Annotated in this window: 14 protein-coding genes; 12 read left to right on the top strand and 2 right to left on the bottom strand. The window is 67.9% G+C overall.

The window, feature by feature from the left end:
* Positions 1 to 2 precede the first annotated feature (2 nt).
* From DYI95_RS07935 to DYI95_RS07925, 3 genes are all read left to right on the top strand, one after another.
* On the top strand, positions 3 to 1223 hold the full coding sequence (locus DYI95_RS07935) for a glycosyltransferase (protein WP_116900313.1): 1221 nt from the start codon (positions 3 to 5) through the stop codon (positions 1221 to 1223).
* Positions 1210 to 1815 (top strand): hypothetical protein, encoded by a 606-nt coding sequence (locus DYI95_RS07930; RefSeq protein WP_116900314.1) that lies wholly within the window; start codon positions 1210 to 1212, stop codon positions 1813 to 1815. The genes DYI95_RS07935 and DYI95_RS07930 overlap by 14 nt, the downstream gene beginning before the upstream one ends.
* Positions 1816 to 1996: 181 nt before the next feature.
* Positions 1997 to 5227, top strand: coding sequence for an efflux RND transporter permease subunit (locus DYI95_RS07925; protein WP_158556036.1), 3231 nt, complete (start codon positions 1997 to 1999; stop codon positions 5225 to 5227).
* A gap of 307 nt (positions 5228 to 5534) precedes the next feature.
* Here the strand turns inward: DYI95_RS07925 and DYI95_RS07920 are convergent, their stop codons facing one another.
* Positions 5535 to 5879: a hypothetical protein gene (locus tag DYI95_RS07920; protein ID WP_116900316.1), complete on the bottom strand. Its 345-nt coding sequence runs from the start codon at positions 5877 to 5879 to the stop codon at positions 5535 to 5537.
* A gap of 400 nt (positions 5880 to 6279) precedes the next feature.
* Here DYI95_RS07920 and DYI95_RS07915 point away from each other — a divergent pair, with 400 nt between their 5' ends.
* From DYI95_RS07915 to DYI95_RS07890, 7 genes are all read left to right on the top strand, one after another.
* Positions 6280 to 6900 carry a class I SAM-dependent methyltransferase gene (locus DYI95_RS07915; protein ID WP_116900317.1) on the top strand — a complete coding sequence of 207 codons (621 nt, stop codon included), beginning with the start codon at positions 6280 to 6282 and terminating at the stop codon, positions 6898 to 6900.
* A gap of 141 nt (positions 6901 to 7041) precedes the next feature.
* Entirely contained in the window at positions 7042 to 7653 is a 612-nt protein-coding gene (locus DYI95_RS07910) for a TlpA disulfide reductase family protein (protein ID WP_116900318.1), read from the top strand.
* A 49-nt stretch (positions 7654 to 7702) separates the two neighbouring features.
* On the top strand, positions 7703 to 8500 hold the full coding sequence (locus tag DYI95_RS07905; protein ID WP_116900319.1) for a diacylglyceryl transferase: 798 nt from the start codon (positions 7703 to 7705) through the stop codon (positions 8498 to 8500).
* A 272-nt stretch (positions 8501 to 8772) separates the two neighbouring features.
* Positions 8773 to 9081: a hypothetical protein gene (locus DYI95_RS12645; protein ID WP_243149690.1), complete on the top strand. Its 309-nt coding sequence runs from the start codon at positions 8773 to 8775 to the stop codon at positions 9079 to 9081.
* Between the two features lies 1 nt (position 9082).
* Positions 9083 to 10387 carry a multicopper oxidase family protein gene (locus tag DYI95_RS07900; protein ID WP_243149689.1) on the top strand — a complete coding sequence of 435 codons (1305 nt, stop codon included), beginning with the start codon at positions 9083 to 9085 and terminating at the stop codon, positions 10385 to 10387.
* Positions 10388 to 10604: 217 nt separating this feature from the next.
* Positions 10605 to 11312 (top strand): response regulator transcription factor, encoded by a 708-nt coding sequence (locus DYI95_RS07895; RefSeq protein WP_116900320.1) that lies wholly within the window; start codon positions 10605 to 10607, stop codon positions 11310 to 11312.
* Entirely contained in the window at positions 11309 to 12688 is a 1380-nt protein-coding gene (locus DYI95_RS07890; protein WP_116900321.1) for a cell wall metabolism sensor histidine kinase WalK, read from the top strand. Before DYI95_RS07895 ends, DYI95_RS07890 begins: the two co-directional genes overlap by 4 nt.
* A 109-nt stretch (positions 12689 to 12797) precedes the next feature.
* Here DYI95_RS07890 and DYI95_RS07885 read toward each other — a convergent pair whose 3' ends face one another.
* On the bottom strand, positions 12798 to 13052 hold the full coding sequence (locus DYI95_RS07885; protein ID WP_243149688.1) for a hypothetical protein: 255 nt from the start codon (positions 13050 to 13052) through the stop codon (positions 12798 to 12800).
* Positions 13053 to 13318: 266 nt separating this feature from the next.
* Here DYI95_RS07885 and DYI95_RS07880 point away from each other — a divergent pair, with 266 nt between their 5' ends.
* Together DYI95_RS07880 and DYI95_RS07875 are read left to right on the top strand one after the other, a co-directional pair.
* Complete coding sequence (locus DYI95_RS07880; protein WP_116900322.1) at positions 13319 to 13591, top strand: hypothetical protein; 273 nt, start codon at positions 13319 to 13321, stop codon at positions 13589 to 13591.
* Positions 13592 to 13646: 55 nt separating this feature from the next.
* Positions 13647 to 13886, top strand: a complete 240-nt coding sequence (locus DYI95_RS07875; RefSeq protein ID WP_116900323.1) for a hypothetical protein — start codon at positions 13647 to 13649, stop codon at positions 13884 to 13886.
* The last annotated feature ends 13 nt before the right edge of the window (positions 13887 to 13899 follow it).

Genomic DNA, 13899 nt, shown 5'->3' with positions numbered 1-13899 from the left:
GGATGAAGGTGGCATTCTTCACCGACTCGTTTCGGGAAAATACGGGTGGACTCACCCGGGCCGTCATCACGCTCCACGATCGGCTCGTGGCGGCGGGCCACACGGTGCGGGTGTTCACGTTGCCCCAAACGGGTGGTCCCCTCCATCCGGGGGATGTCCGCCCCGTACGCTCCATCTCCCTGCGGCCCGTGCCCGGCATACCGCCGGATTCGCATCTGGCTTGGGACTACCGGGAGATCCGGCACGAATTGGCGGCTTGGCGGCCGGACATCGTACATCTCCACACCGTCTTTCCCGTGAGCTGGCTCGGTCTATGGGCGGCGCGATCCCCCGGGATCCCGGTGGTGGCGACTTACCATGCGAATGTGCGGTCGGCGGCGGTGCTCCTTCCCGGTGGCAAGGCCGTGTCCGCCGCCGCGAGCTTTCTCATCCGCGCCATGTACAACCGTTGCGATGCCGTGATCGCCCCCAGCCGGTTCGCGGCCAGGGAACTGCAGGCGATGGGTGTGAGGCAGCCCGTCGTGGTGATCTCGAACGGCGTCGATCTCGACCGCTTTGTTCCGCTCGACCGCTCAGTTCGAGAGGAAGCCGGGGTGTCCCCGCCGGCCGGTGGAGCCACGGGATCCGGCGGGCAGGACCGCCCCGTCACCGTCCTTTTCGCGGGCCGCCTCAGCCCGGAGAAGGGCGTGGAAGTCCTCGCGGAGGCGCTGGCCGCGGTCCTGCCCGAGGAACCGCGGCTACGGGCTCGCATTGCTGGCGACGGCCCGCTGGCCGGTGTTCTGCGGCGGGTCCTGGCCCCCCACATCGCCGTCGGTCGCGTGCGCCTCCTCGGGCACGTGCCGTGGGATGCCATGCCCGGGGAGTACCACCGGGCGGACTTGTTCCTCTTTCCGTCCCCTGCGGAGACGCAGGGGCTGGTGGTGCTGGAAGCCATGGCGACGGGACTCCCCGTGGTGGCCGTCCGGGCCGGCGCCCTGCCCGAACTCGTCCGCGACGGCGAGAGCGGGATCACGGTCCCGGCCGTTGAGGCGGAAGCCCTGGCAGGCGCCGTGTTACGCCTGGCACGGGATCCCGAGCTGCGCCGTCGATTGGGAGAGGGTGCCCGCGCCGTCGCCACGGAGCACGAGGCGGGCCGGGTCCTTGCCCAGATCGTCGCGTTGTACGGCCGGGTCGTTGGCCTTTCCCCCGGTGGCCAGGAGGTGAACCGCTGTGGCGCCGCCTGACTCGGGAACCGATACGTGCCTGTGGACCTGGTCTGCCCTCGCCATGGGATTCGCTCTTCTAGCCGCCGGCGTCCCTGGGTCTTCATTAGGCCTCTTCGGCCTGCTGGCGGACGTGGCGGAGCAGAAAGGAGTCCCCTGGTGGGTGGCAGGTGCCATGGCCGGAGCCGCCACGGTGATGGGTCACGGCGCGAGCTATCTGTTCTTCGCCCACCTTGGTCAGCCGGTGCTGTCGGCGTTGAGTACGAAGATTCCCCACGTGGGTGTGGCCGTGCACCGCTTGCGGCTGTTGCTGGCCCAGGATCGACCGTTGCTGCCATTGCTGGCGCTGCGGTGGGTCGGCCTCGGCTATACCCAGGTGTTCTGGCTCCTGGCGACGGCGGGCATTGGCCGGCCGGCCTGGTTGGGCTTGTTGTTCCTCAACGACTGGTTATGGGCTCTGATCTGGACGTACGTGGCGGCGGGGCTGGTGAGGACAGTTCCCGGCGCCGGTGAGTGGCTGGTGCCGGGTGCCGCCGCCCTGGTGGCATTCTCCTTGGTGGCCGGGGTCTGGGGAGTCGTCCGGCATCTCCGCAGATCGGGCGGCGCTCCTTGAAACGCGGACCGCTGGCCCCTCTGCTAACTGCACCCTTCACATGTTCTGCCGGTTGCCACACGGCGCTGGCTATGCTAACCTGTCATTTGGTGTTTTGCGTTAAATTGGTCTTTTGGGTGACAGGATGCCCGTTGGCCCATGGGCGGCGACGCCCCCCGGCACCGTTTGGGAGGGAACCCTGTTGTACCGCTTGGTTCAGGAGTCCATCAAGCGCCCGGTTTTCGTGACGGTCCTCGTCCTGATCGTGGCGCTCCTGGGTACCATCTCCGTGACCCGGCTGCCCAACGAACTGCTGCCGGACATCAACCCGCCCCTGGTCACCGTGATCACGCCCTTGCCGGGGGCCTCCGCCGCCGAGGTGGCGGACTTGGTTTCCGAGCCCCTCGAGGAAGCGGCGGCCGTCACCCCGGGCGTCGAGAACCTCCAGGCGTTTTCCCAGGAAAACGTTTCGATCCTGGTCGTGCAATTCGCGTGGGGTTCCAACGTCAACCGCGACATCGAGGAACTGCGCACCCACATCGACCAGGTGGAGCTCCCCGAAGGGGCGGAACGGCCGGTCATCAGCAAGTTCGACCCGGCCTCGATGCCGATTCTTCAGTATGCGGTCGAATCCGAGGCCGATCTCAACGAGATTACGAAACGGGTGGAACAGGAGGTCCTGCCGCGCCTGCGCGCCCTGGACGGCGTGGCGGACGTGGAACTGGTGGGCGCCGCCGCGGACCAGGTGCAGGTTCACCTGCGGCAGGGAGATCTGGCTCGTTACGGAATCAGCGCGTTGCAGGTCCGCCAGGCCATCACCGCCGCGAACCTCAACTATCCTCTCGGAGAGGTACCGGAAAACGGCGGCCGGGTCAGCTTTCGCCTGACGGGGCGGCTTGATGCTGTCGATCGCCTGAAGAATCTCGTCGTGGGGCAAGCTCCCGTCGCAACCGGAGGCGAGCCGTCCCGGCCGCGCCCCGTCCGCCTGTCCGAGGTGGCCGATGTGCGCATCGCCCCGGCCGAGGCGACGTCCATCGTCCGGTCCGATGGCCGCCGCACCCTGAGTCTGCTGATCTTCAAGCAGGCCGACGCCAACACCGTCGAGGTCGCCGATCGGGTGGAGGCGGAGATCGCGTCCATTGAGGACGACCTGGACCTGACCTTCCGCGAGGTCATCGATGCCGCCGAGATCGTGCGCGGTTCCATCGAAGACCTGGGCCGGGACTTGGTCATCGGCGGCGTGCTGGCCGTGCTGGTGATCCTGCTGTTCCTCCGGCAGTTGCGCACATCGCTGATCAGCGCCATCTCCATCCCCGTTTCGATCCTGGCCACGTTCGTCGTGTTGTATGTTTCCGGGCTCAGCCTGAACATCCTGACCCTGGGCGGTCTCTCCCTGGCCGTGGGCCTGATCATCGACGATGCCATCGTGGTCATCGAGGCGGTCCACCGGCACCTGGAACGGGGGAAGACGCCGGCGCAAGCCGCCCTGGACGGCACCATGGAGGTGGCCGTCCCTGTCCTGGCCGCCACGGCGACCATTGTGGCCGTGTTCCTGCCGATCATCTTCGTGCCGGGCGTGGCCGGCGAGATCTTTCGCGAGCTGGCGGCCACGGTCAGCGCCGCGGTGCTGGTGTCGCTGGCGGTGTCATTGACCGTGGTGCCCATGCTGGCCGCGCGCCTGCTCAAGCCCGGCCGGCACGGCCGGCGCCAGCGCGAAGGCGAGGAGGATCCGCAGGAAGCGAGTCCGCGCAGGGGGCCGGTTACGTCCGGCGACGTCATGCCGGACAGCTGGCTGGCCCGGCGTTATTACAGCTTCATGTCGGCTGTGCTGGGCTACCGCTGGGTCGCCCTGCTGGTCGCCGCCGCCATCCTCGGTGGTTCCTTGTTCCTGGTGCCGCACATCGGCACCGAGTTCATCCCCACCACCGACGAGGGACAGTTCCAGATCCAGCTGCGTATGCCGGCGGGAAGTTCGCTGGAGGAGACGAGTCAGGCCGCGCGCGCTGTGGAAGAGGTTTTGCGCGAGGACAAACACATCGAAGGGTATACCGTTCAGGTAGGTGGCAACCAGGGGCTCGCCATCTTGGGTGAGGTGAACGGCGGCCCGCGGACGGCGACCTTCATCGTCACCCATGACGGCGACCGGGACACCGAGGAAGTCATCCAGGAGTTGCGGGAACCGATCGAGAGGGCGGCCGCCCCAGCCGACGTCACCGTCAGTGTCCTCTCGACCATCGTGCACACCGTCGGCGCCCAGGGCACCGGCATCCAGGTCAACGTCAGCGCCGCCCATCGTGAAGAGCTCGAGCGCTGGGTGCCGCGCATCCGGGACGCCGTGGCTGGCGTGGACGGCATCACGGGCGTGGAAGACAACCTCTCCCTCAGCCAGCCGGAGCTGCAGCTCACCGTGGACCGGGACCGGGCCATGGTCTACGGGCTGACCCCGGCCCAGATCGGCATCTTGCTGGAACCGGCCGTCAAGGGGGTCACGGTCGGGCGCCTGGAGGCGGGCGACCAGTCTTACGACATCTGGCTGCAGCTGCGCGAGGAGGACCGCGACACCGTCGAAAAGCTGGAGGCGATCCCGGTCGCGCGGGCGTCCGACGGCTCACCGGTGCGGCTGGGCGACGTGGCCACCATCAAGCGGGGCAACGGTCCCGTCAGCATCGTGCGCTTCGACCAGCGCCCGTCGGCGACCGTCACCGGTTTCTATGAAGGCCGCGATCTCGGCAGCGTTGCCGCCGACGTCCGGGCCGCCATCGCCGACTTGGACCTTCCCGATGACGTGGAAGTCTCGTACGGCGGGGTCGTGGACCTGATGAACGACAGCTTTTCCGGTCTGAGCCTCGCCTTGGTTCTGGCCGTGGCCATGGTGATCCTGATCATGGCGGCGGAATTCGAGTCCTACCTGCACCCCTTCGTGATCCTCTTCTCCCTCCCCCTGGCCGCGGCCGGCGTGCTGGCGGGCCTGTGGGTGAGCGGCCACCACTTCGGGATCACGGCGTTCCTCGGCGCGATCCTGCTGGTGGGCATCGTGGTGCGCAACGGCATCATCATGATCGACTACATCAAGCAACTACGCGAGCAGGGGATGCCCGTAGGGGAGGCCGTGCTCACCGGTGCCGCCGTGAGGGTGCGACCGGTCTTGATGACTGCCATCGCGGCGGCAGTCGGGATGCTGCCCATCGCCCTCGGCATCGGCGGCAGCGGGGTGAAGCTGATGGCGCCGCTGGGCGTTACGGTGGTGGGCGGGCTCTTCACCTCGACACTGCTCACCCTGGTGGTGGTGCCGGTCATGTACACCCTGCTCGACCCGGCCTACCGCCGCGAGCAGCACCGGCGGTGGCGTCAACCGAGGAGCCAGTCGCGGGAGCTCCCCGATTTGACGCCTGAAGAGGTTCTTGAGCTCTACCGGCGTTACTTTGGGAGTTAGGCGACCGTCCTTCTACCCGGCCTCAGGAAGTCCTCTGTACCCTAGCGGGACGGAAGGCGCGAAGATCACCGGGTACGTAGACCAGGAACACCCGGTCCACCAGGCGCAGGATCCCCGGCTTCATGGCCCGGGCTTCGGCCACCTGGCGCGTTACCCGGCGCAGGAAATTCTCAACCAGGACGTGCTGGCGGCCGCGGCGGCGGGTGCAGTCCTGGCTGGAAAGCGGGCGGGCATGGCTTGTCTGGGTGGAACCCGGGTTTGCCGGGCGGTTGCCGGCCGCTTGAGACCTCTTGCCCGGAGCCTGGGATCAGCGGTGACGTCGCCACCGCCAGAGGTGCCAGCCGCCACCCAGCATGCCGCCCATGGAGGCGCCCATGGTGATCATCAGGGCCGCGGAGAGCCCGTGCGCCGGCATTCCGGACCAGAGGTCCATGAACGTCGTCGATGCCGCCGCCAGGGCGCTGCCGGCGAGAGCGCCAAGCCCGGCCAGGGTCATGGCCGCATGCTCCTCCTCCGCCGCGGGCCGCACCGTCAGCGGTGCGACCAAGGTGAGCAGGGTCGACAGCAACCCGTGCAGCGACAAGCCGTGGTCGAGGAAGCTCCCGATCAACCCGGCCCAGGCCGAACGCTGGAACAGGGCGTCACCGAGCACCGCGCCACCTCCCCGTGATGCCGAGGTGCGGCTGTCCGTGAGCGGCTGCACCGGCCACTGTCAGGCGCGGAGAAGGGCGGTCGTTCTGCGGGCGGCCTTCCGCTCCGGGCCGTCACTCATGCCGTATGCGCGGCAGGGGCTTTCGATCACATCCCGTGGTCTCCGTCCAACGGTCTCCCGGGGGGCTCCGAAGCGGCAACCCGGCGTCCCCAGGGACCGTCGCACCGGAGGGTACAATGAAATGAACGGTGTCCGGAGGAAGATAGGAGGGGTCGGGCCGGAGCGCGAACCCTACCCCGACGCCGGGCCGCCGGTACGGTTGCGGGTTGCGGTCGGGCCTTCGGCATCGCGGCCGGGAACTCCCGAACCCGGTACGACCACGACGACGGGAGGAGGCACCTTGGCAGGCCACCCATTCTTCGCGGCCGTGTACGACCTGTTCCAGCGCCCGGCGGCGCCCGTGATCGATCCCTGGCGCCGGCGCGTGGCGGGTGGGGCGACCGGCCGCGTGCTGGAGATCGGTGTCGGCACGGGCCTCAACCTGCCGTTTTACCGGATGGAGCGGATCACGCGCCTGATCGGGCTTGAGCCCGACCCCCACATGCGCCGGCGGGCGGCGGCGCGGGCCGGGCACCTCGGCATCCCCATGGAACTGGTCGCCGCACCCGCGGAGAACATGCCCTTTGCGGATCAATCCTTCGATACCGCGGTGGCCACCCATGTATTCTGCAGCGTCAGCGACCTGGAGCAGGCCTTGCGCGAGGTCTTCCGGGTGCTCCGGCCGGGCGGGACCTTCCGGTTCCTCGAACACGTTCGGGCCCAGGATGAACGGGCGGCCCGCTGGCAGGATCGGCTGACGCCGGTATGGCGCCTCGTTGCCGCCGGATGCCACCCCAACCGGCGGACGACGGAGGTAATCCAGGCCGCGGGCTTCGTCCTGGAGGAACTGGAACGGTTCGACCTGCCGGTCGGCGGTCCCGTCAGACCGCAGGCTTTCGGTGTGGCGCGGCGCCCGGCGTAGGACACGAGGAAGGGTGCATGCATGGTGACATCCGGGGACGGTGCGTTGCGTCTGTTTCGCGTTCCGGGAGGTGGGCGTTCATAGTAAATCCGCCGCTGCGCCCCCTCGGGCCGCGGCCACGCCGGTACTGGGAGGGTCTCGATGAACCGGATTCTAGGGGGAGCTGTCCTGCTGCTCGTGGCCATGTTGCTTGCCGGCGGAAGCCTGCGGCCGGAGGCACCTGCGGCGCCTCCGCCGGGGGACTTGCGCTCGGCACCGGCGCCAGAAGGGACGCCGCCGCCCGCCGGGCAGGGCGGGACGGCGCAGGAACCGCCCCCGTCGGTGATCGCCGTTGGCATGCCCGCACCCGACTTCGAACTGCAGGACGTCACGGGTCGCACGGTGCGGCTTTCGGATTACCGCGGCAAGGTGGTCTTCCTGAACTTCTGGGCCACCTGGTGCCCGCCCTGCCGCGAGGAGATGCCGGAGATCCAGCGGCTGGTCGACAAGGGCGTCCCGGACCTGGTGGTGCTGGGTGTGAACACCAGCGATCCGGCCACGCCCGCCGAGGTCAAGGCCTTCATGGAGCGGAACGGCTTCACCTGGCGCGTTCCTTACGATGCGGGCAGCCGTGTGGCCCGCATCTACAGGGTGGTCTACCTGCCTACCAGCTACTTCATCGGGCCGGATGGCATCGTCTGGGCAAAGTACATTGGACCGATGAGCCTGCCGGTCATGGAAAGCTACGTAGAACGGGCGCGCCAGGGAGGGTGAACCCCGGCGGGTGCCCCGCGCTGCATGGTCGACAAGGGAGGGACGGTGCTTGTCGCTGCCGGTTCTACCTGACGTGATCGGCCTCGGCCCGCTGGCTTTCCCGACCGGGCCCCTGGCCACGGTGGCCGGTACGGTGGTGGCGTACGTCCTCGCGGTCAAGCTCGCCGAGCGAGCGGACGCGCGCGCCGGCTCGGCGGGACCGGCGGCGCCCGCACCGTCCCCGGCCACGGTGCCGCATTCCCCGCAGGCCCCTTCCCCGGTTGCCGATCCGGCCCTCGTCGACCGGCTGTTCACACGGGTGGCGATCGGTCTCTTGCTGGGCGCCAAGGCAGCCGACATCCTGGGCTCGCCGTCCAGTTACATCCACAACCCCCGCCTGCTGATCGCCTGGCCCGGCGGTTCCACCGCCGCGATCGGGGCCTTGATCGGAGCCTTGCTGTTGGCCGGTCCCTTGGCGCGGCGGTGGCGCGAGATCCCGGCTGTTCTTGACGTGGTCGCGACGCCGTTGCTTCTGGGCCTGGGCGTCGTCGCGCTGGGGCTGCGCGACGCGCGCGCATTTCCCCTGGCGGCGGGTCTCGTGCTGGCGGCAGGGATCCTCGCCCGCTTGCGTCCACTGGCTTCATTCCCGGGCCATAGCGCTTTGGCTGGCGTCGTTCTGGCCAGCGTGGCGGCTGTCGGAGCGGATTTCTTCCGCCCAGCAGCGGTCCTGCCTGGCGGCATCAGCCGTTTCCAGGTCATGGCCGCTATCACCGGCCTGCTGGCCTATGGGGCCGCCGTAGCCATCGCACGGGCCCGGGGGAGAGCGGGGTGCGGGGAACCGCAGCATCCCGTCGTCAAGGAACCGTGACCCTCCTCAACAAGCAAGCTGCCCGACACGGCGGACGGCCAGGTGGCGTTCAGCGCCGCGCCGCGGAGAGGCCGGGCGCCCTGCCGCCGTGGGGCGCACGCTCCCAATCGTTCTTCACACGCTTTTCACCCGACGGGCCTAAAATCGTCGGCGCGGGCCGCATCGAGGCGTGCCGTGGCGGCCCGCGCGGCCGAGCGGGGTGCGGCCAAGCGGGGTGGTCGAACCCGTCGAGGCGGGTTCAGAGTTCCACTCTCATCGAGGAGGAGCGAGCGATGCGCGTGTTGCGGAGGAGATGGACCGCGGCGTTGCTTGCCGCGGGGCTGGCCTTGCTGGCCGGCTGCTCGAGCGTCGGACCGCCCGGCCCCGCCGCGGGCGGCGGCGACGGCGCGGCACCGGTCGACACCGCCGGCAGCGAGATGGCGACGGCGCCGGCGATCTTGCGCCCCGATGCAAACGGTGAGATCCGCCTGGTGGCCAAGCCGGCGAGGCTGGAAGTCGCCCCGGGCGTCGAGAAGGAAGTCTGGGCCTACAACGGCAGCGTCCCGGGGCCGGAAATCCGGGTCAAGCAGGGCCCCCAATGAAATGGACGGCGTACCGGGTGTGACGCAAAACCTGGTCAAGCCGGGCGAGGAGTTCGTATACGAGTTCAAGGCGACCGTTGCGGGGACGTACATGTACCATTCCCACCAGGAGAGCGCCGAACAGGTCGACATGGGACTGTACGGTGCGCTGGTGGTGGAGGAACCCGAATCCGCGTACGATCGTGATTTCACGCTGATTCTCGACGAGTGGACCAAGGCGGGAGAAAGCGACGCAGAACCGGCCGGGACCGGGATGGATCACGGGAGCATGGGGGGCATGTCGGGCCCATCGAGCCAGGGAACGGGATCGCAGGGCATGCAGGGCATGCAAGGAATGCAGGGAATGCAGGGAATGCAGGGCATGGGCGACATGCCGGGCATGTCCGGGGACACGAAGAACGACGGGATGGGTAGCCCGCAGGATATGTCGATGCTCATGCACACGATGCAGTACGACATCTTCACCATCAACGGCAAGTCGGGTTCCCTGGTGCAGCCCCTGACGGTGAAGGAAGGGGAACGGGTTCGGATCCGCCTGATCAACATGGGCTACCTCCGGCATGACCTGCATCTCCACGGGCATTCCTTCACCGTGGTGGCCCGCGACGGTCAGCCCGTGGCCGGGGGCCGACCGCTGAAGGATCAACTGATCTCGATCGCGCCCGGTGAGCGTGTCGACATCGCCTTTACGGCGGACAATCCGGGTACGTGGTACCTCGAGGCCCACGACGCGGGCGCTGCGGCCGCTTCGGGGATGAAGGTGGCCATCGCCTACGAGGGCGCCTCGCAGCAGACGGACCAGCCCAACGAGACGGCGCAGCTCCCGGTGGTCGATTTGCTGAATTATGGGCAGGATGAGCAGGGGCCCTTCACCCTGGACCAGGAATATGACGTCCAGTACACGATGGAGCTGGGCACGGGCATGGGCGAGAACGGGGTCATCTACACCATCAACGGCAAGACGTTCCCGGACACGCCGCCCATCCGCGTCAAGGAGGGCGATCTGGTACAGGTACGCATCGTGAACCGCTCCCCGACGGATGAGCACCCGATGCACCTCCATGGACACTTCTTCCAGGTTCTGAGCAGGAACGGAAAGCCCTTGACGGGTGCCCCGGTGATCAAGGACACGCTGAATGTCAAGCCGGGCGAAGAATACGTGATTGCGTTCCGTGCGGACAACCCGGGCAACTGGGTGTTCCATTGCCACGAACTGCATCACGCCGCGGGCGGCATGGTGACACAGGTGCTCTACGACGGGTACGTCAGCAACGTGCAGCCGGAACCCGACGCCAGGCCGGAATGACGCCGGCCGTTGCGGGACGCGGAAGACCAGAAGGGGTGCCTCCCTTCTGGTCTTCCGTTTGTTGTTGGGACGGAAACGATGCGCGCCGGCCGAGGCCGGGTTGTCCGTCCATGCCGCCGTTGTCAAGCTGAAGGGGAGCGGGTCGGGGATCAGCGGCCGGTGGTGCGTTCCGGGGAACGGGGCCGCTGCATCCTCCAGGCGGCGGGGAGGGCAGACCATGCGCATCTTGGTGGTCGACGACGAGGCTCCTATGCGCGCCTTGCTCCGGCTGTTCCTCGAGCAGCACGGGTTTGCGGTCTCCGAGGCGGAAGACGGGTATGAGGCATTGGAGCGCGTCCGAACCGAGCGACCGGATCTGGTTCTGCTGGACATCATGCTGCCGGGCATCGACGGCTGGGCGGTGTGCCGGATCCTCCGGAGGGAGAGCGATGTCCCGGTCATCATGCTGACGGCCCGGGACGACGTCCGGGACCGGGTCTCCGGTCTCGAAGCCGGGGCGGACGACTACCTCGTCAAACCTTTTGCAGAAGAAGAACTGTTGGCCCGCATTCGAGCGGTCCTGCGCCGCACCCCAAGGGTCGAGGGGCGACCGGCCGACCGGGTGATCGCCGGGCCCCTGCTCATCGACGTGCCGGCCCGGGAGGCATACTGCCATGGACGCCGGTTGAACCTGACGCCTAAGGAGTTCGATCTCCTGGCCTTGTTGGCACGGCATCCGGGGCAGGTGCTGGACCGCACGCGGATCATCGAGCGGGTATGGGGCTGGGATTACGACGGCGATGTGCGCACCGTCGACACCCACGTCAAGACGTTGCGCGCCAAATTGGTCGAAGCCGGCTGTTCCCGGCACCTGATCGAGACCGTGCGCAGCATCGGGTACCGTTTGAACCCGCACCACGACGGACGTGGTGGGACCATCCCATGAGTCGTCTGCAACTGTCGACCAAACTGGGGCTATTGTTGTTCGCCCTGTTCAGCTCGCTCTGCCTGATCCTGCTCGCCGTCCTCTACGTGGTCCTCAGCCGCTCCCTGGTGGCCCAGGCGGCGGCGGATCTATTGCACCGCGGCCACGGGCATGCCGAAGCGCTCAGCGGCCGGTGGGGGCCGGAGGCCCTGAACCACGTCGTCGCCATGGAGCGACAGACCCCCCTGATCGCAGCCGTCGTGGATCGTGGGGGAACGGTCCTGGCGTCCTCGGAACCGCTGGGCCCCGAGCAGATGCGCTACCTCCAGGTAGACGGCCGTGCCCTCGCCACGCCGGAAGGGGTCGTCGTCAGTGGCGACTGGCGAGAGGAATCCTACCTCGTTGCATGGTCGCCCGTGTTCAGAAACGGTGAGTGGGTGGCCACGGTGGTCCTCTTCGAACCCACGGAACCCTTCCGCCGCGACCTGGAGGCGTTCACGGTCGCCAGCTGGTTCGCCCTCGGCATCATGGCGGTCCTTGCCACGGCGGTGACGGTCGTGTTGTCGAGACGATTGACCCGACCGTTGCGGCAGATGACGGCCGTCACGTCCGCCATTGCCGCAGGGGACTACACGCAGCGCGTGGCGATTCGGGGCAACGACGAGATCGCTCGCCTGGCCGCTTCCATCAACCGGATGGCCGAAAGCCTGCAAACGTACCGCGCCCAGCAGTCGGCGTTCCTGGCCGACGTATCGCACGAACTGCGGACTCCGCTGACGTACATCCAGGGTTACAGCGAGGCCCTCGTCAAAGGTTACGGGGACGAAGCCCAGCGCCGGGTGATGGCGGCCACCATTCACCAGGAGGCAGGCCGGTTGACCCGCCTCCTTCAGGACCTGTTCACCCTGGTGCGGCTGGAGGAGCCGACCTTCTCCCTCCGTCGCCAACCGGTGGAAGTGGGCCAAACCGTCAAAGCGGTGGTAGCGCGCCTGCTGCCGGCCTTTGAGGAAAAGGGTGTGAACCTCCGGGTGGATGCGTCGGAGGATCTTTGGGCGGACGGTGACGGGGAACGGCTGGAACAAGTGTGGATCAACCTGCTGGACAACGCGCTCCGGCACACGCCGCCCGGGGGGCGGGTCACCGTTCTTCTGCGGGGGGAGGACGGCGAAGCGGTCGTGACTGTGCGCGATACGGGGGAGGGCATTCCGTCGGAAGACTTACCGCGCATCTGGGACCGCCTCTACCGCGTTGACAAATCGCGCTCGCGAGCCCGCGGGGGCGCGGGGCTCGGGCTCGCCATCGTCAAGCGCATCGTCGAGCTGCACGGCGGCCGGGTGGGCGCCGACAGCGAACCCGGGAAAGGGGCAACGTTTATTGTCCGGCTGCCCTTGCGCTGAACCTCTGAACCAGGTCAGGCCGGCCGACCGCGCCGCCAGCGCCAGGCCTGCCAGCCACCGCCGAGCATGCCGCCCATGGAGGCGCCCATGGTGATCATTGCGCCCGCGGTCAAGGCGTGTTGCAACATACCGGTGCCGGCTCCATGAAGACCGGCGTCGCCACCACCAAAGTGCTGCCAACGAGGGCACCCAGGCCGCAGAAGGTCATGGCCGAGTGCTCGTCTTCGACCGGCGGCCGCACCGTCAACGGTACCAGCAAGGCGACCTGCCCCGCCAGCACCCCGTGGAGCGACAGCCAGTGATCGAGGAAGCCGCCGATCAACCCGGCCCAGGCCGAGCGCTGAAAGAGGACGGACCCGAGCAACGTGCCACCTCCTGCCCGATCACTGCAATACCCGATCACCGCAATAAATGACCACCGGCAACGGATCCATGGATATCCTTGCGTGTGGCGGCGCCTGGCGGCGGCCTCCCTCGCGGCTCCCGTTGCCGACGGCGTCACTCATCCCGTACGCCGAGCGCCTGCTTACGATGACATCAATCCGAACTCCGGGCGCCCATACCCGAATACGGAAAACCGTGATAGGGGAACCTGTCCGGCGGGAACTCTGACGGAAGGACGGAAAGGGCGTGCAGAACCATCACATGCACGACCACGGGCCGGTGCACGGGATGCATCACAACCCAGGGCACGGCCACGTAGAGTCGGAAATCCAGCAGTGCATCCAGCACTGCCAGCACATCGCGAACCATCTTCGCGAGGCGGCCAACCAGACCCACGATCAACGCGCCCGCTACATGTTAACGGAAGCGGCCCGGCACGTCGAAGAGTGCATCAGCGGCTGCGAGCAGGCGAAGATGCACCTTTATCACCCGGCCGGCACCGCCGCCTTTGCGCGCTGAGCCCAACAGCAGGCTGCCCGCGAGCACGGGAGCACCGCCAGGAAGGAGGGTAGGCATGCACCCGCAATCGGTGGAGCAGTGCATTCAGGATTGCCAGCAGGTCATCAACCGCTTGCACGATCTGGCCAACCAAGTCCACCGGATCCCGAAGGCGCGTGACATGCTCCACGAAGGAGCACATCACCTGGAGCTTTGCATCACCGAGTGCCAGTTTGCGGTCCAGCGCATGCGCCAGACGCACCACGCCCCCCATGCGGCACCCGCGGGCACCTGGGGCATGACGCACATGGGCTGAGAAGTTGGCAGAC

The organism is Thermaerobacter sp. PB12/4term (genome assembly GCF_003403315.2).
Taxonomy (GTDB): Bacteria; Bacillota; Sulfobacillia; order Thermaerobacterales; family Thermaerobacteraceae; genus Thermaerobacter.
The sequence above is the reverse complement of the archived record's forward strand: the minus strand, read 5'-3'. Positions and strand labels throughout refer to the sequence as shown.